This is a genomic window from Chrysosporum bergii ANA360D, assembly GCF_029891735.1.
GTDB classification, from domain to species: domain Bacteria; phylum Cyanobacteriota; class Cyanobacteriia; order Cyanobacteriales; family Nostocaceae; genus Umezakia; species Umezakia bergii.
The window spans coordinates 1-19,283 of record NZ_JANQDH010000040.1; the positions used below are offsets into that span (position 1 = coordinate 1).

The window sequence follows — 19,283 nt, forward strand, 5'->3', positions numbered from 1 at the left end:
GATCGCATGATCTAGACACCATAGATCATGTTTTTCATGTCAATGCGTAAGTCCTAAAAATTCTAAATTCTACATTCTACATTCTAACAAGCAAGATGCTTGTGTTACCTGAACTGTATAAGTAGCACTGGCTTCTAGCCGGTATTCAGACCGATAACAAGACGGAAACCTCAAAATTCTACATTCCACATTCTAACAAGCAAGATGCTTGTGTTACAGGCCCTCCCGCATTCCGTAAGAGTCCGTTTTAACGGACTTGAGCTTTGAGACGGGGAATTTATTCCCCGGATTCTTGTGTTACAGGCGATTGGCTTCGCCAGTACCGTAGGCGATCGCATGATCTAGACACCATAGATCATGTTTTTCATGTCAATGCGTAAGTCCTAAAAATTCTAAATTCTACATTCCACATTCTAACAAGCAAGATGCTTGTGTTACAGGCCCTCCCGCATTCCGTAAGAGTCCGTTTTAACGGACTTGAGCTTTGAGACGGGGAATTTATTCCCCGGATTCTTGTGTTACGTGGGTAATGGTCACAATGACACTTAATCCCTATCAGGGATTGAAACTAACAAAGTACAATAGTGGAGATGAGGCTGTGGATTTACTCAAAGATAAAAATGAAAGCATATTCCCTGGACTTTCGCCAAAAAATACTTGATACATACTCAGAAGGTGGAATATCACAACGTCAATTAGCAAAAAGATTTTGTGTCAGTTTAAGTTTTGTAGAGAAATTACTAAAGCAATATAGAGAAACAAAAAGTATTGCTCCTAAACAGAGGACAAAACAAACTCCTCCAAAGCTAAATTCTCAAGAACTTAAAATTCTCCAAGAAATAGTTGAAGCCAACAAGGATGCTACTTTATCAGAAATTCGCTCCATTCTTCAAGAAAGAACAGGAATAACAATTGGTATATCCACTGTAGAAAGAATGTTACAGAAGATGGAAATTACATTGAAAAGAAAACATTGCAAGCCTCGGAGAAAAAGAGTAAAACAGTCCGATCATTAAGAGTAGAATTTTGACTTCAAATTCCGCGAATACCCCCTGAAGACTTTTTTTAGCATTAATGAAACAGGAGTTAGTGACAGAACATGAGTCAAAACTTAGAATTATACAAATTAACCACCCAATCAAAAATCACTGCTCCACAACAGGAAGAGTTGGCTCCAACTCCAAAGGCTCAGGATTGAGCAAAGACCGCCAATTCTGAATTTGCTGTTGAGCATTACTGTAAACAGAACTATTACGTGGAATCAACTCAGCAATTTCAATCGCCCTATCAAGACTCGCACCACTCCGAGAACGAGCCAGATCCAACAATTGCTGACCCCATTGATTAATAGCAATACTCACATCCATCCGCAAAAAGCTACTTCTCGGAACCCGATTAGCTATTTTAATAGCTTGAGACAAAGCCTCTGGAGTCCCAGCATTAGCCACCCGCTGGGCTTGACTCCAATTTTCCTCAGCCTGGATTTGTCCCCGCCAATTCTCAATACTTTTTCTAGCTTCCCTAGCCAAAGTCCGCCCAGAAGAAGCAATAGGTTGAGCAGCATTAATAGCAGCCCTTAAATCACCACTCTGAGCCAGTATTTTGGCCTCATCTAAATATGGCTGATCTTGCATTCGCTCCACATTAGCCGTCCACTGGCTAATTTTCCTTTGTGCTTCAGAATACAATGCCCGCCCCCTGGGTATTTGCCTAGCCTCAGATATAGCAGCCTGCAAAGAACTAATATCATTGAACAGTGCTAATTCTTCGGCCCGTTCCAAAATTGGTTTATCTTGGATGGTCTCTACTTGATTGCGCCATCGGTTAATCTCCTTTCTAGCTTCGTCACCCCTGGGATTATTGCCAGCAATCAACTCCACCTCACTAATCGCCGCCGTTAAATATTCAATCGTCCCTTGGCTAGCCAAAGACCTAGCCCTTTCCAAATGAGCCACATCTTCAATTTCCAAGTGCCAACGAGCAATTAATTCTTGTGCTTTATCATAAATTGGTCGAGAAATATCAACTTGTTGCGCCTGCAAAATAGCCGCTTCCAAACCCGACACCGTACCAATCCAAGCACTTCTGTAGGCATCAGCCAAAATTATGAAATCTTCCACCTCCGCCCCCAGTCCGGTTTTGTCTGGAATTCGTCTGGCAATATCCACAGCCGTGTTAGCATCCCGTTCATCCAGACTCGCCTGTGCCAAATCCAGCATTTTACGCCCCACCTTGGGAATAAACTCCTGTGCCTTTTCATATATGTAGCTTTGGGAGGTAATAGATTCAGATATTTTAATCGCTTCCAGTAAATTACTCACAACCCGAGTATTTGCCAAGCGTTCAGCCTTGGCTAACTTATCACCATCTTCCCGTGCCGAAGTGATCAAATTATTTAATTCATCATACTTAAGCCCTGACCAATATTCATTATCCACCCGCAGCAACTTAGCCGACAGCATAAACGCCGAATTCCAACGCCGCTCTTTCAGTTCCTCTTCAACATCCTTATATAGGATTTCTCCTTGATTCCAAATTGACTGCCACTTAATAATTTGTTGATCCACAATCTGATAAACAGGCAAATCTTTAGGTATCTGACGGGCAGTGGCTATGGCTTCCTCTAAATTTCCCCGTTGAAAACTTTGATCCGCCAACCGCAAAATATCCCGCGACCATTCCTCCAAAAAACGATTAACTTCCCCCCGCAGCGGATGATCATCTGATATCCCACTCACCAAATCCATGGCTTGCAGTAAATCCTTGACATTTTGTTTAGAAGCTGATATCTGGGCGCAATGTAACCTCACAGCAGCACTGACAAAAGGTCGGGAAATTGCCGGACAATTGGGAGCGCTGGGTAACTTTAGGAGGATGGCCATAGCCAAAAATCCCACACTACCAGGAATTAACGTTAACATTAACCCCCCTATAACCCAGTTTTTCATCCAGCCAGGAACTTGCCCTGATCTTTTACCAGGCAAAGCAGTTTCTTCTGACTGATGATTTAAAGGTAATTCGGAATGGTCTTTTTTTCCCTTCACTGACTTAGAACCAGAACCAGTAGCCGAGACAGCCCATGGTTGACTATCACCCAATTGTCCCCCTCCGGATAATCTTCTCATGTCATCTGGCTCTCCCGCTCTAGATGGTGTCCAATTTTTAGGAATATCCCGATCTGTCATCTCTCACACCAAAATAGTTGAATAGCCATGCTTTCACGGCTGATGATTCCCTTCCTGTTATAGCAACTTTCTCATAGGTCCAGAAGCTACTTTATTACGGATCCTGCCCCCCACAAATACCATAAATATGAACATAATTTCGTATTGTTTTCTACTTTAATTAGAAGCAGAAGATTCTATTTGGAGATCAACAATTAATTGCGCCAAGTGGTTGTTATTTGCTTGATAAACCTCCCCGCAAAACTCACAAATAGCCTCAGCGCCATTATCTTTCACCATCATATCTTGTAACTCCTCCTGTCCTAGCATTTTTAAAGCTCCCAGTACACGCTCAAAAGAGCAACCACAGTGAAAGCGCAACATTTGACGTTCAGGGAATATAGATAAACCCATATCTCCTAATAAGTCATGGAATATTTCCGGTAACGTCTTCCCGGCTTGTAACAACGGTGTAAAACCAGATAAACTAGCCACCCTGGATTCTAGCGTTGCCACTAATGATTCATCCCTAGCAGCTTTAGGTAAAACCTGGACCAGCAAACCTCCCGCAGCTTCTACACCATTAGCCCCCACAAATACACCTAAAACCAAAGCCGAAGGCGTTTGTTCCGAACTAACTAAGTAATGAGCTACATCATCCCCTATTTCTCCTGACACCAGTTCCACCGTACTAGAGTAAGGATAGCCATAACCGATATCCCGCACCACATAGAGGTAGCCATCACCCACAGCACCCCCCACATCTAGCTTACCCTTGTCATTAGGAGGTAACTCCACACTGGGATTACCAACATACCCCCGGACAGTACCATCTAAGCCAGCATCCACCAAAATACCGCCCAAAGGTCCATCGCCCTTGACCCGCACATTCACCCTAGAACCTGGTCGCTTCATACTAGAAGCCATCAACAAACCAGCAGCCATACTCCGCCCCAGTGCTGCAGTTGCTACATAGGACAGCCCATGACGTTGGCGTGCTTCCTCTGTTAAACGGTTGGTAATGACACCCACCGCACGAATTCCACCGTCCGCAGCTGTAGCCCGAATTAGTTGATCAGCCATGAAAAACCTTACATCTCTTAATAAGTATACAATCTCTATTCTAAATACTTATCTGACTAGAAAACCCACACAGCGATCGCCCATCCTATTTGCAATACTAGAAATACAACCCATCCCAAGTTTTAACCTGAAGCTTAAACAATTCTTAAAAAATGCTGGGCAATTTTCAACAAAGTCAACTACGGATAGAAATAGACGCATCCGCCGATACCATTGGTCAAAGTTTGCAAAACCCCCAAAACTTAGCCAAATGGCTACCAGGGCAAACCTTACCCCCTGGAATGCCAGAACAACTACACACCGGCTTTCAGTTTACAACCAAAACCGGGCTAATTTCAATTCATCATCAAGTACAAGTAACACAACCAAACTGCTTACGTTTGCTACTCAGTGGAGGTATTGACGGCTTTCATGAATGGTACTGGGGAGAAGGATGGGTTCAGTCCCGCTTAGAGGGTATTTCCTTACTCCCCCTCAACCTCGGACAAACCCTTAACTTATTAAGTTTGCGCCACTTTTTAGCCATTCAAAAATCCACTTCCCAATAATGTTTCCAGAAATGCCTCTTCCCCCCTCATCCCAGAGGGGCTGGGGGCTACCTGTTCAACTCACCTTAACTTGGTTTCACCACTAACACAGAACAATTAGCCTCTTCCACCACTTGTGTACTCACAGAACCCGATACAATTCGCCTCATCCCTGTTAAACCGCGACTACCAATGACAATTAAATCAGCTTTGTAAATATTAGCCAGACGAATAATTTCCTCCGCCGGGTCACCAGTCACCAACTCTAATTCACTCTTAAATGATAACTGTTCCTTATAGCTTAACAGCTGTTTTTCTATATGAAAATCAACAGTTTTTACAGATGGTGGATGAGGGCGATCCGCCGGTGGTTGCTTCTCTGACTCAGAAGTCGGAAACACGTGACAGAGAATCACCCTGGCATCACTAGCAAATACCAAATCATTCAAAGTTTCCATCACTCGTTCTGCAATTTCCGATCCGTCAACAGCCACCAAAACATTTTTTAGCACTGCTCATCTCCTCAAAGGTACACCCTTTAATACAACTACCTGATATAAGTTCTCAACAGTTACTTTCTAGCCTTTACTCCCGGCTTTCACCGTCCAATTTTATATATTCCAGCCTCCGAGTAGTTTTCTGCAACACTTTATAACAAAAATCAATGTTCTCAATCACTCTTCCTGCTGAATTCTGCGCCTCACCGAATCCTTATGAGATGGTAAACCTTCAGCACTTGCCAGAGCATCAATTGCCCCAGCTACCTTTTGTAGTCCCGTTGGTGAGTATTGAATAATACTGGAATGCTTGAGAAATGTTTCCACTCCCAAAGGCGAAGCATAACGCGCCGCACCGGAAGTAGGCAAAGTGTGGTTAGGTCCGGCCACATAGTCCCCCACCGCCTCCGGCGTTGAGTGTCCCAGGAATATTGCCCCAGCGTGACGAATATCCTCCAGTGCAGACCAAGGATCTTTAACTTGTAACTCCAAATGTTCCGGTGCAAATTCATTAGAAAACTCTGCTGCTGCTGACAAAGACTCCACCACCACAATTAAGCCATAATGAGCGATCGCCTTTTCTGTATCTATCCGTCTGGGATGATCCACCAATTGTCTTTCCACCGCCACCTGCACATTTTTAGCCAAAGCAGTATCAGTAGTTAACAAAATTGCTGCCGCCATAGGGTCATGTTCCGCCTGTGCCAACAAATCAGCCGCCACATTCACCGGATTTGCCGTTTCATCGGCAATAATTAACACCTCACTAGGTCCTGCTAAAGAATCAATGCCCACAGTGCCATAAACCAGTTTTTTGGCTAAAGTCACATAGATATTGCCCGGTCCTGTAATTACATTCACTTTAGGAATCGTATCAGTACCGTAGGCTAAAGCCCCGATAGCCTGCGCCCCCCCTACACGATAAATTTCTTCTATCCCCGCTTCTTGGGCTGCCACCAACACAGCCGGATTAATAGCCCTTCTCGTCCCTGGTGGAGTTACCATCACCACGCGAGGCACACCAGCCACCTTAGCCGGAATACCATTCATCAATACAGTACTAGGATAAGTAGCCCGACCACCAGGCACATATAAACCCGCCCGGTCTACAGGGGTGTAACGTTTCCCCAGCACCACATCATCATCGCCAAAATGTACCCAACTTTTAGGCACACGCTGGCGGTGAAATGCTTCAATTTGGCGGCTTGCTAACTGAATCGCCTGAAGCAACTCCTTCGACACCTGTTGGTAAGCCGCATCCAGTTCTGACCCGCTAACACGCAATTCTTCTAATTTGAGAATTTGGTTATCGAATTCAGCCGTATAATGCAAAACAGCCCTGTCGCCTTGGCGCTGCACAGCTTGCAATACCTCCCGCACAGTTGCTTCTTTGTGCAGCACTTGTGCATCGCTTGTCCGATGGCAGATCCGTTGTAATTCAGCTACAACATCCGCCTGCTGAGTAATGATTCGCAGCATGGAGTAAGGAGAGTGCCAAAATTTAGAATATTCCCACATGAGAATTAGTCTGAACTTTTCACCAGCCAACTGATGCAGCTAATCCTAATTCTCCTCTCTATCTTAACCCGGATTTTTTATACTCCCAGACCAGCCAGCAGATAATTTATGCTTTCACCAGTGACTGTTTAACAAAAACTTTTTTTTTGACAAATACTCACATTGGCATCATTAATGCTATATTAGTAAGTCTAGTAGTGTGTGTACATATTAATAGTATTTTTGGAACCGACAGTGGCGAATACAAAATCTGCTCTCAAACGCGCCCAAATCGCAGAACGCAATCGTCTGCGTAACAAAGCTTATAAATCAGCAGTTAGAACGCTGATGAAGAAATACTTCAGTGCTGTAGAAGTCTATGCAGCCAATCCTAACTCAGAATCAGAAAAAGAGGTACAACTCCGCCTGTCAGCCGCTTTCAGCAAAATTGACAAAGCAGTCAAGCGGGGCGTACTCCATCCTAACAATGGCGCTAGAAAAAAATCAAGGCTGGCGAGCAGACTAAAGCCACTCACTCAAGCATCTGCTGAGTAGTCCCGTTGTTCAGTAATCGGTAGAGAATCTAGCCTTTCTTGAACACGTGAGGTACAAAAGTAAATGATAAAATTCTTATGGTGCAGGCATACCTAGACTACGCTCAGTACAAGTCTTGCCCATGGAAATATACCTCACTTGATCAAAATTAGCCATATCTCAATACAACTGGTTACTGAATAGAAAACCACAACCACCGACTGATGATGGGTAACTGGAATGCAGCTGATTGACACTCACGTTCATCTCAACTTTGATACATTCCAACCAGATATAGCCGCAGTGCGATGGCGATGGCAAGCAGCTGGGGTAGTACATCTCGTACATTCTTGCGTCGAACCATCAGAATTTTCCAGCATCAGAACCTTAGCGTACCAGTTTCCAGAACTCAGCTTCGCCGTTGGCTTACATCCCTTAGATGTTGACAAATGGCATAGCAACACAGCAACGGAAATTAAAACCTTAGCCAGTTCAGACGGGAAAGTAGTGGCTATAGGGGAAACAGGTATGGATCTTTATAAAGCAGATAACTATGCACAACAGCGCATAGCCTTTGAAGCTCAACTAGCCATCGCCTGCGAACTGAATTTACCAGTGATTATTCACTGCCGTGATGCTGCCCCACAAGTGAGAGAAATCTTACAAAAATGGCAGCAAAGCACAGGAAAAACTGTCAAAGGTGTCATGCACTGTTGGGGAGGAACACCAGAAGAAACTCAATGGTTTCTAGACCTGGGTTTTTACATCAGCTTTAGCGGTACTGTCACATTCAAAAACGCTAAATCCATCCACGCATCAGCAGTCATGGTGAGCGGCGATCGCTTGTTAATCGAAACAGACTGCCCATTTCTGTCTCCCACACCTAAACGGGGTGAAAAACGCAACGAGCCAGCTTATGTCCGTCATGTAGCCGAACAAGTAGCTCGACTGCGGGGGGAGACACTAGAAACCATCGCCGCTCAAACCACCCAAAATGCCTGTGAACTATTTGGATTAGCACTATAAAGTCAGAACATCCATATCCCATGGGTGGAGAAAAAATAAAACCCCAGGAGGACAAAATTATGTTAATATTATTCCCTCAAAAACATTTTCAATAGGCCATAATATAAAAGGAAGGAATTTAAAACTTTTTTTTGTACCGTTATCAAACCGATCATCCACCTCATCTCCACAAGCGGATGTTCTCAAATTATGACTGATGTCAACCAGCGATAGTCACCCAGACTGAAGCAAAACCCATCTATAGCGTACTTAACCTATAGAAAACCGTTAAAAAAAACCAAATTATCCTGTGGGCAAAACCAAAAATCAAAAAAAAGACAAGTGAGAGCCGAACAACTAAACGGCTCTTTCCCCGTGTCTAAAGGGAAAACCGCCATCAATTCGGTAACCAAGGGACAAAAATCACATATTTATTTCAGTAATCATTGGGGGTCATGGGAAAGGAAATGAGAAAAAAACCAAAAATCAAATAAATTATTGAACAATCAACTTATCTGGATTTTAGCGCAGGTAGCCAGAAAAAAAGGCCATTAACCCCTTGCCAAAATTACAGTTTGCAGTTTCAATAGCCGCGATCGCCCAATTGTCCCAAAAAACCACCGACAAAAACAAAGCGGTAGCAACAGGCAAAACCAACTCAAGCAGTGTCCTCAAAACAAGTTTAACCAGGTTGACTAAGGTAAAGGCATGACTACAGATACATTTATGGAACCCGCCTTTTTATTGCCAGACTTAATAGCAATTCAGCGTTCCAGTTTTCGCTGGTTTCTCGAAGAAGGGCTAATAGAAGAACTCAACTCCTTTAGTCCAATTACAGACTACACAGGCAAACTAGAACTGCACTTCCTGGCAGAGAACTACAAACTAAAAGAGCCAAAGTACAGCGTAGAAGAATCAAAACGGCGGGATAGTACTTATGCCGTACAAATGTATGTACCCACACGCCTGTTAAACAAAGAAACAGGGGACATCAAAGAACAAGAAGTATTTATTGGGGATCTGCCCCTAATGACAGACCGAGGCACGTTTATTATCAACGGAGCCGAACGGGTGATAGTTAACCAAATAGTACGATCTCCAGGAGTATACTACAAATCAGAAATCGACAAAAACGGAAGACGCACCTATTCAGCCAGCTTAATTCCTAACCGGGGGGCTTGGCTGAAATTTGAAACAGACCGTAACGACTTAGTGTGGGTACGCATCGACAAAACCCGTAAACTCTCAGCCCAAGTGCTACTAAAAGCCATGAGTTTATCGGATAACGAAATTTTTGATGCCCTACGCCATCACGAATACTTCCAAAAAACCATTGAAAAAGAAGGGCAATTCTCCGAAGAAGAAGCCCTCATGGAGCTATACCGTAAACTCAGACCGGGAGAACCCCCCACAGTCTCTGGTGGACAACAACTATTAGATTCCCGATTTTTTGACCCCAAACGTTACGACCTGGGTCGAGTCGGTCGCTACAAACTCAACAAAAAACTGCGCCTATCAGTACCAGATACCGTCCGCGTACTCACCCCAAGCGACATCCTGTCCGCAGTAGACTACCTGATCAACCTAGAATACGACATTGGCATCATAGACGACATAGATCACTTAGGTAATCGCCGAGTGAGAAGCGTAGGGGAACTATTACAAAACCAAGTGCGGGTAGGATTAAACCGCCTGGAACGGATCATCCGCGAACGCATGACAGTATCAGATGCCGAAGTTTTAACTCCCGCATCCTTAGTTAACCCTAAACCACTAGTAGCAGCAATTAAAGAATTCTTCGGATCCAGCCAACTAAGTCAGTTCATGGATCAAACCAACCCCCTAGCAGAACTGACCCACAAGCGCCGCCTCAGCGCCCTTGGACCCGGTGGTTTAACCCGTGAACGGGCTGGATTTGCCGTGCGAGATATTCATCCCTCCCACTACGGGAGAATATGCCCCATCGAAACCCCAGAAGGACCAAACGCAGGCTTAATCGGTTCCCTAGCCACCCATGCCCGAGTTAATCAATACGGCTTTTTAGAAACACCTTTCCGTCCGGTAGAAAACGGGCGGGTGCGCTTTGACCTTCCCCCAGTCTATATGACCGCAGACGAAGAAGACGATTTGCGAACCGCCACAGGTGACATTCCTTTAGATGAAAATGGCTACATCAAAGGACCACAAGTACCAGTGCGCTATCGTCAAGACTGGACCACCACCACCCCCGAACAAGTGGACTATGTAGCCGTGTCACCCGTGCAAATAGTCTCCGTTGCTACTAGTATGATTCCCTTCTTGGAACATGATGACGCTAACCGCGCCTTAATGGGTTCTAATATGCAACGGCAAGCAGTACCCCTACTTAAACCAGAGCGCCCCCTAGTAGGAACAGGACTAGAAGCCCAAGGAGCAAGAGACTCCGGTATGGTGATAGTTTCCCGGACCGACGGACAAGTTACTTATGTAGATGCTACAGAAATTCGTGTCCTTCCCCAAACAAACAACCCAGAAACCAGAGAAATTATCTATCCACTTTCCAAATACCAAAGATCCAACCAAGACACCTGTTTAAATCAGAAACCCATAGTCAGAATTGGTGAGCGCGTCGTCGCCGGGCAAGTCCTCGCCGATGGTTCATCCACCGAAGGAGGAGAACTAGCACTAGGTCAAAACATAGTCGTTGCCTATATGCCTTGGGAAGGGTATAACTACGAAGATGCCATCTTGATTTCTGAAAGACTAGTGCAAGATGATATCTACACTTCTATTCACATCGAAAAATACGAAATAGAAGCCAGACAAACCAAACTTGGACCAGAAGAAATCACCAGAGAAATTCCCAATGTGGGGGAAGATGCCCTGCGTCAATTAGACGAGCAAGGAATTATCCGCGTTGGTGCTTGGGTAGGATCTGGGGACATCCTAGTAGGTAAAGTTACACCCAAGGGAGAGTCAGACCAACCCCCAGAAGAAAAACTCCTCCGGGCTATATTTGGAGAAAAAGCCCGAGATGTCCGGGACAATTCCCTGCGAGTCCCCAACGGAGAAAAAGGCCGCGTAGTTGATGTCCGTTTATTTACCCGCGAACAAGGAGACGAACTACCACCAGGGGCCAATATGGTAGTGCGGGTATACGTAGCCCAAAAACGGAAAATCCAAGTAGGGGATAAAATGGCAGGTCGCCACGGTAACAAAGGAATTATTTCCCGCATCTTGCCAGTGGAAGATATGCCCTACCTAGCAGATGGTTCCACAGTGGATATTGTGCTTAACCCCCTGGGTGTACCCAGTCGGATGAACGTTGGGCAAGTATTTGAATGTTTACTTGGTTGGGCAGCCCATAACCTGGGAGTGAGGTTTAAAATTACTCCTTTTGATGAGATGTACGGTGAAGAATCATCCCGCAGAATCGTACATGAAAAACTCCTAGAAGCGCGAGAAGAAACTGGTAAAAACTGGGTATTTAACCCAGACAACCCCGGCAAAATCCAAGTGTTTGATGGTCGCACCGGCGAACCCTTCGATCGCGAAATTACCGTAGGTGTAGCTTATATCCTCAAGTTGGTACATTTAGTAGACGACAAAATTCACGCCCGATCTACTGGTCCTTACTCTCTAGTGACCCAGCAACCCCTAGGAGGAAAAGCCCAACAAGGCGGTCAACGCTTCGGAGAAATGGAAGTATGGGCATTAGAAGCCTTTGGCGCAGCCTACACTTTGCAAGAACTACTCACCGTTAAATCAGACGATATGCAGGGTAGAAACGAAGCTTTAAACGCCATCGTCAAAGGCAAATCCATACCCAGACCAGGCACTCCCGAATCCTTTAAAGTCCTGATGCGAGAACTGCAATCATTAGGTTTAGATATCGCCGTCCACAAAGTAGAAACCCAAGCAGACGGTAATTCTTTGGATGTAGAAGTGGATTTAATGGCGGATCAATCACCCCGACGCACCCCCTCTCGACCCACTTACGAAGCACTTTCCCGCGAGTCCTTAGAAGAGGAAGACTAAAAACCAAAACTTTTGATCCTCCACAAAATCGGGGAGTTTTGAGATTGCTATTAATCCCAACTCCCCAAATCCAAAATCCAACATCTAAAATCTAAAATTCATCATGAAAACCTCCGCATCCAATCAATTCGACTACGTAAAAATCGGTTTAGCCTCACCAGAGCGCATCAGACAATGGGGACAGCGCACCCTACCCAACGGAACTCCAGTAGGTGAAGTCACCAAACCAGAAACAATCAATTACCGTACACTCAAACCCGAAATGGACGGGCTATTTTGCGAGCGCATCTTCGGACCCGCCAAAGACTGGGAATGTCACTGCGGCAAATATAAAAGAGTCCGTCATCGCGGTATCGTCTGCGAACGCTGCGGAGTAGAAGTCACAGAATCCCGAGTCCGTCGTCACAGAATGGGCTACATCAAACTAGCCGCCCCCGTCGCCCACGTCTGGTATCTCAAAGGTATCCCCAGTTACATCGCCATTCTCCTAGATATGCCCCTCCGGGACGTAGAACAAATTGTTTACTTCAACTCCTACGTAGTCCTGAACCCCGGTAACGCCGAAACCCTCACCTACAAACAACTGCTCACAGAAGACCAATGGCTAGAAATAGAAGACCAAATATATAGTGAAGACTCCCAACTCCAAAACGTAGAAGTAGGTATTGGAGCAGAAGCCCTATTGCGTCTCCTCTCAGACATCAACCTGGAACAAGAAGCCGAAAACCTGCGAGAAGAAACCGCCGCAGCCAAAGGGCAAAAGCGCGCCAAACTGATCAAACGCCTCAGAGTCATAGACAACTTCATCGCCACCGGTTCTAAACCAGAGTGGATGGTGATGGAAATTATTCCAGTTATCCCTCCAGACCTCCGCCCCATGGTGCAACTAGACGGCGGACGCTTCGCCACTAGTGACCTCAATGACCTCTACCGTCGGGTTATTAATCGTAACAACCGATTGGCTAGGCTCCAAGAAATTCTCGCCCCAGAAATCATCGTCCGCAATGAAAAGCGGATGCTTCAAGAGGCCGTGGATGCTCTCATAGACAACGGAAGGAGGGGAAGGACAGTAGTAGGAGCTAATAACCGCCCCCTAAAATCCCTCTCAGACATCATCGAAGGTAAACAAGGACGTTTCCGCCAAAACCTCCTGGGTAAACGTGTAGACTATTCCGGTCGCTCTGTTATTGTGGTTGGTCCTAAGCTAAAAATTCACCAATGCGGACTCCCCAGGGAAATGGCCATAGAACTATTCCAGCCCTTCGTCATCAACCGCCTCATCCGCAACGGCATGGTTAATAATATCAAAGCCGCTAAAAAACTTATCTTTCGTAACGACCCCTGTATCTGGGACGTACTCGAAGAAGTCATTGAAGGACATCCAGTCATGCTCAACCGCGCTCCCACCCTCCACCGTTTGGGTATCCAAGCTTTTGAGCCTGTATTAGTAGAAGGTCGAGCTATACAACTCCATCCTTTGGTTTGTCCCGCTTTCAATGCTGATTTTGATGGAGACCAAATGGCTGTTCACGTTCCCCTATCCCTGGAAAGTCAAGCAGAAGCACGGTTATTAATGCTAGCTTCCAATAACGTCTTATCTCCGGCTACTGGCAGACCTATTATCACCCCTAGTCAAGATATGGTACTAGGAGCCTACTATTTGACTGCCGAAAATCCCCAAGCAACTAAAGGTGCAGGTAAATACTACGCTTCTCTAGATGATGTGATTATGGCTTTTGACCTTAACCAAGTAGAAATACACGCCTACATCTGGGTACGCTTTAACGGAGACGTGGAACTAGACCAACCAGACGACGAGGTTCTGGAAAATATATCTCACCCCGACGGAACCCGCACCCTCATATACAACACGCGGCGCGTGCGGCAAGATGCCCAGGGTAATCTTATTTCTCAGTACATCCGCACCACACCAGGGCGAGTAATTTACAACAAAGCCATACAAGAAGCCCTAGTGGTTTAGAAAATTATTAACAAGGGAATAGGGGACAATCCAACATCCCCCGCTTTCAATGACTAAATTTAATTAAGGACGAAATCCATGATTAACGAAAATAAAGAAAAAGCCATATTTCGTAACCGCGTAGTAGACAAAAAACAACTGAGAAAGCTCATCGCCTGGGCATACACTCATTACGGTACTGCCCGTACCGCTGTGATGGCAGATAAACTCAAAGAACTAGGATTTCGTTACGCTACAAGAGCAGGAGTGTCCATCAGTGTAGATGATTTAATGATCCCCCCCACCAAGCGATCGCTTCTTGACGCAGCCGAAGAAGAAATCCAAGCCACAGAAACTCGCTACCAACGGGGAGAAATCACCGAAGTAGAACGATTCCAAAAAGTAATAGACACCTGGAACGGAACCAGCGAAAGCCTCAAGGATGAGGTAGTGGCTCACTTCAAAAAAACAAACCCCCTCAACTCTGTGTACATGATGGCCTTCTCAGGAGCGCGGGGCAACATATCCCAAGTCCGGCAACTAGTGGGAATGCGGGGACTCATGGCAGACCCCCAAGGAGAAATCATCGACATCCCCATTAAAACCAACTTCCGGGAAGGACTAACGGTCACTGAATACATCATCTCCTCCTACGGTGCCCGTAAGGGACTAGTAGATACTGCTCTACGCACAGCAGATTCTGGTTATCTCACCCGCCGGCTAGTGGATGTATCCCAAGATGTGATTATCCGAGAGTTTGACTGCGGAACCACCAGAGGTATACCTATCCGGGCTATGACCGAAGGTAGCAAAATATTAATACCCCTCAGTTCCCGCTTATTGGGCAGGGTAGTCGCCCAAGATGTGATCCACCCAGCCACAAAAGAAACAATAGCAGCCCGTAATACCCCCATAGATGACGAACTAGCCATCAGAATTGAAAAAGCTGGAGTTACAGAAGTAGTGGTGCGATCGCCCCTCACCTGTGAAGCCGCCCGTTCAGTTTGTCAACACTGCTACGGCTGGAGTTTAGCCCACGGGAAAATGGTAGACCTGGGGGAGGCTGTGGGCATTATTGCTGCTCAAAGTATCGGCGAACCCGGAACCCAACTGACTATGCGGACTTTCCACACCGGGGGGGTATTCACCGGAGAAGTCGCTCAACAAGTCCGCAGCAAAATTGAAGCTACTGTCCGCTTTCCCCGCCAACTAAAAACCAGACCCTACCGCACCCGCCACGGAGAAGACGCTTTATATGTAGAAGCTGATGGTGTGCTGATCCTAGAGACAGCACAAAAAGAAAAACAAGAAATCAACCTCACCCAAGGCTCCACTCTATACGTCCAACCAGGTAGCCAAGTTAAAATTGGTCAACTACTAGCAGAAGTAGCCCTAGGAGGAAGAACCACCAGAGCCAACACTGAAAAAGCCGTCAAAGACGTAGCCACAGACCTGGCGGGAGAAACCCTATTTGCCGAAGTAGTACCAGAACAAAAAACAGATCGCCAAGGTAATACCACAGTCACAGCAGCCAGGGGCGGACTAATTTGGGTACTTTCCGGAGAAGTTTACAACCTCCCCCCAGGAGCAGAACTAGTAGTCAAAAACAACGACCAAATCCCCACCAACGGAGTCTTAGCCGAAACCAAACTAACCTCCGTTCACGGGGGAGTAGTCCGGCTACCCGAAATCACCCCCGGTAAAAACGCCAGAGAAATAGAAATAATCACAGCATCAGTAGTACTCGACCAAGCCACCGTCACAGTAGAAAGCAGCCAAGGGCGTAACCATTACCTCATCACCACAGGCAAAAATCAAGTTTTTAACTTGCGAGCCACACCAGGAACCAAAGTCCAAAACGGTCAAGTAATAGCAGAGCTAATAGACGAACGTTACCGCACCACCACCGGCGGGCTAGTTAAATTTGGAGGTGTAGAAGTACAGAAAAAAGGCAAAGCCAAACAAGGTTATGAAGTAGTCAAGGGCGGAACCATACTCTGGATCCAAGAAGAAACCCATGAAGTCAATAAAGACATATCCTTACTATTAGTGGAAGAAGGTCAATTTGTTGAAGCCGGCACAGAAATAGTCAAAGACATATTTTGTCAAACCAACGGTGTCATAGAAATAACCCAGAAAAACGACATACTACGAGAAATAGTAGTCAAACCCGGAGAACTGCTATTAGTAGACGATCCAGAAGCGGTTATGAGTCGTGACGATACTTTCATTCAACCAGGTGAAGAACTGCAAGGAACCACAGCCACCGAACTGCGTTACATCCAGTACGTAGAAACTCCAGAGGGTCCTGCTTTATTATGTCGTCCTGTAGTTGAGTTTGTCGTTCCAGATCATCCCGACATACCCTCCACCACCTCCATCAGTCCCCAAACCGGGCGTTCTATTCAACTGCGGGCTGTACAAAGACTACCCTACAAAGACTCAGAACGAGTCAAGTCTGTGGAAGGAGTCGATTTACTACGTACACAACTAGTGTTAGAAATCGAAGAAGATAAAGAACAAGATCATGGCGGTTCCCCTCTAGCTGCTGACATAGAATTAGTGCCTGACCGAGAAGATTCAGACATCCAAAGACTGCAACTAGTCATATTAGAATCCCTCGTACTGCGTCGGGACATAGCAGCTGATGCCACCCAAGGCAGCACCCGCACTACTCTAGAAGTACAAGACGGACAAACCATAGCACCAGGCGCGGTGGTATCCCGTACCCAAATTCTCGGTAAAGAAGGTGGCATAGTCAGAGGTATTCGCGACGGTGCAGAAGCAGTGCGGCGCTGTTTAATTTTACGTCAAACAGATAAAATCACAGTCACATCCTCTATTAAACCCACGGTAAAACCCGGCGATCTATTAGTGGAAGGAGACCAAATCGCCCCCGGTGTAACTGCAGCAGAATCTGGGCAAGTATTGGCAGTATTGGAAAAAACAGCCACACCAGCCCAACTAGAAGAAACAGCCCTCACGTCGGGAGAATATATAGTAGAAATCCGTCTGGGTCGTCCTTATCGAGTGAGCCAAGGAGCAGTATTACAAGTCAACAATGGCGATTTGGTACAACGGGGCGACAATCTGGTGTTACTAGTCTTTGAACGCGCTAAAACCGGGGACATTATCCAAGGTTTACCCAGAATTGAGGAACTACTAGAAGCCCGCAAACCCAAGGAATCTTGTGTTTTAGCTAAACGAGGCGGAGAGTTAAAAGTAGTTTATGGCGATGGAGACGAGGCTATAGGAGCCAAAATCATTGAATCCAACGGAGTAGTCACTGATTATAATCTAGGTCCAGGGCAGAATTTGATGGTCACTGATGGCGCTATGGTAGCAGCAGGTGAACGGGTAAGCGATGGACCATGCAACCCCCATGAAATCTTAGAGGTATTCTTTAACCTCGGTTCAGAAGACGGAGTTTATGCTTGTGCCAGTTACGCCCTGCAAAGAGTTCAGACTTTTTTGGTGAATGAAGTCCAAATGGTGTATCAGTCGCAAGGCATTGATATTGCCGACAAACACATAGAAGTAATTGTGCGGCAAATGACCAATAAAGTCAGAATTGACGACGGTGGAGACACCACCATGTTACCAGGGGAGTTAGTAGAACTACGTCAAGTAGAGCAAGTAAACGAAGCCATGGCCATCACCGGCGGAGCCAAAGCCCAATACACCCCAGTGTTATTAGGAATTACTAAGGCATCTTTAAACACTGACAGTTTTATATCTGCCGCTTCCTTCCAAGAAACTACCAGGGTGTTAACCGAAGCAGCTATTGAAGGTAAATCTGATTGGTTGCGTGGGTTAAAGGAGAATGTAATCATTGGTAGATTAATTCCCGCCGGTACAGGATATCACTCTTACGAAGAACCGGTAATTGATGAATTTACCGTAGTGGAAAGTAGCCCCTATTTTGATGAAGTTGAGGACACTTTAGACATGGTATTAGACGACCGCACAGCCCGCGCCTATGATTTAGATACTGGCGTGGGGGTTGGTGGTTTTCATTCTGGGTCTAGGTCGAGTTTTTTAGATGACGATGAGTTGATTACTGATGAAGTAGATGATTTGTTGGATGACGAGGATTTTGAAGAGGAGGAAGATTTTGATGATTAGTCAGGATTGAGTTGAGCATATTTTTGGGGTGTATAACCATACACCCCGTTTTTTATTTTGCCTTAATTTTCCCTGCTCCCTCATTCTCAGAAAAATCTTGTAAACATCGGCTAATTATACAAACAGGAGTTAAGATATATGAATGGTGAAGTTAATATTTCAGCTTTGGCAAACTTGGAGTTTTTTCCTTACATTGAACATGGTCAAATCCCAGAATTATTTGCTAGTAAAATAGGAGTATACGCCATCTTTAACCAAGAGAAAAACCTTCAATTTGTCGGATACTCCAGGGATATTTACCTGAGTTTAAAACAGCATTTAGTCCGTCAACCTGAACAATGTTACTGGGTCAAGTTCCAAAGCATCTCACGCCCTAGCCGTACAGTTTTAGAACAAATACAAAATACTTGGATTGCTGAAAATGGTATGCTTCCATTAGGTAATGGAGATGATCAAGAAAAGTGGACACAACCCATAAATGTTAAACCATTCATGACCCCAGATGAACAGGAACAATACGAAAATTCAACTAATGATGAGTTGGCGCAAATCAAAGTAATTAAAAGTGTTGCCCGGCGAGTAGAAGCAGAGATTTTAAGTATCTTACAAAACCGGGGGTTAGAAGAACAATTACGGTTTAATCCTAAATTAAAAGAAGCAGGATTGCTAGATTTAAAATGAATTGAAGCACAAAAAATGAGCCAATAGGCTATGGTCAGGGGATATCTGGATGAATCAGGACTTACGCAACTGGCACAGGCGATCGCTAGAATATAGTATTATTGTACTACAATAAATAACATAACTGGCACAATCAGTCTCGGTGCGGCGGAAGCGTCGCGCCGAGACTAAACTCCAGTAAAAAGCCAATTTT

Annotated in this window: 11 protein-coding genes and 1 pseudogene; 7 read left to right on the plus strand and 5 right to left on the minus strand. The window is 45.4% G+C overall.

Going from position 1 to position 19,283, the window contains the following annotated elements; genetic code table 11:
* Positions 1–620 precede the first annotated feature (620 nt).
* The gene (locus NWP17_RS06085) at positions 621–1,016 is read left to right on the plus strand and encodes a helix-turn-helix domain-containing protein (RefSeq protein WP_280654022.1); all 396 of its coding nucleotides are present in this window, start codon (positions 621–623) and stop codon (positions 1,014–1,016) included.
* Positions 1,017–1,145: 129 nt separating this feature from the next.
* Here NWP17_RS06085 and NWP17_RS06090 read toward each other — a convergent pair whose 3' ends face one another.
* Positions 1,146–3,185 carry a chromosome segregation ATPase gene (locus NWP17_RS06090; RefSeq protein ID WP_280654023.1) on the minus strand — a complete coding sequence of 680 codons (2,040 nt, stop codon included), beginning with the start codon at positions 3,183–3,185 and terminating at the stop codon, positions 1,146–1,148.
* Positions 3,186–3,341: 156 nt separating this feature from the next.
* Entirely contained in the window at positions 3,342–4,247 is a 906-nt protein-coding gene (gene hslO / locus NWP17_RS06095) for an Hsp33 family molecular chaperone HslO (RefSeq protein WP_280654024.1), read from the minus strand.
* Between the two features lie 152 nt (positions 4,248–4,399).
* Here hslO and NWP17_RS06100 point away from each other — a divergent pair, with 152 nt between their 5' ends.
* On the plus strand, positions 4,400–4,795 hold the full coding sequence (locus NWP17_RS06100) for a hypothetical protein (protein ID WP_280654025.1): 396 nt from the start codon (positions 4,400–4,402) through the stop codon (positions 4,793–4,795).
* A 65-nt stretch (positions 4,796–4,860) separates the two neighbouring features.
* On the opposite strand, the gene NWP17_RS06105 is transcribed toward NWP17_RS06100, so the two are convergent.
* Together NWP17_RS06105 and hisD are read right to left on the minus strand one after the other, a co-directional pair.
* Positions 4,861–5,286 carry a universal stress protein gene (locus NWP17_RS06105; RefSeq protein WP_280654026.1) on the minus strand — a complete coding sequence of 142 codons (426 nt, stop codon included), beginning with the start codon at positions 5,284–5,286 and terminating at the stop codon, positions 4,861–4,863.
* 162 nt (positions 5,287–5,448) lie between these two features.
* The gene (gene hisD, locus NWP17_RS06110; RefSeq protein WP_280654032.1) at positions 5,449–6,750 is read right to left on the minus strand and encodes a histidinol dehydrogenase; all 1,302 of its coding nucleotides are present in this window, start codon (positions 6,748–6,750) and stop codon (positions 5,449–5,451) included.
* 273 nt (positions 6,751–7,023) lie between these two features.
* Between hisD and rpsT the strand changes: the two genes are divergently transcribed.
* Both rpsT and NWP17_RS06120 read left to right on the plus strand, forming a co-directional pair.
* Positions 7,024–7,323 carry a 30S ribosomal protein S20 gene (gene rpsT, locus NWP17_RS06115; protein ID WP_280654027.1) on the plus strand — a complete coding sequence of 100 codons (300 nt, stop codon included), beginning with the start codon at positions 7,024–7,026 and terminating at the stop codon, positions 7,321–7,323.
* Between the two features lie 219 nt (positions 7,324–7,542).
* Complete coding sequence (locus tag NWP17_RS06120) at positions 7,543–8,328, plus strand: TatD family hydrolase (protein ID WP_280654028.1); 786 nt, start codon at positions 7,543–7,545, stop codon at positions 8,326–8,328.
* Positions 8,329–8,829: 501 nt separating this feature from the next.
* Here the strand turns inward: NWP17_RS06120 and NWP17_RS06125 are convergent.
* Positions 8,830–8,958, minus strand: a complete 129-nt coding sequence (locus NWP17_RS06125) for a hypothetical protein (protein ID WP_280654029.1) — start codon at positions 8,956–8,958, stop codon at positions 8,830–8,832.
* A gap of 57 nt (positions 8,959–9,015) precedes the next feature.
* Between NWP17_RS06125 and rpoB the strand changes: the two genes are divergently transcribed.
* From rpoB to NWP17_RS06140, 3 genes and pseudogenes are all read left to right on the plus strand, one after another.
* Positions 9,016–12,324: a DNA-directed RNA polymerase subunit beta gene (gene rpoB, locus NWP17_RS06130; RefSeq protein WP_280654030.1), complete on the plus strand. Its 3,309-nt coding sequence runs from the start codon at positions 9,016–9,018 to the stop codon at positions 12,322–12,324.
* Positions 12,325–12,427: 103 nt separating this feature from the next.
* Positions 12,428–18,409: pseudogene (locus NWP17_RS06135) on the plus strand (DNA-directed RNA polymerase subunit beta'').
* A gap of 138 nt (positions 18,410–18,547) precedes the next feature.
* A complete protein-coding gene (locus NWP17_RS06140) occupies positions 18,548–19,090 on the plus strand; it encodes a GIY-YIG nuclease family protein (RefSeq protein ID WP_280654031.1) in 543 nt (180 codons plus the stop codon).
* Positions 19,091–19,283 lie beyond the last annotated feature (193 nt).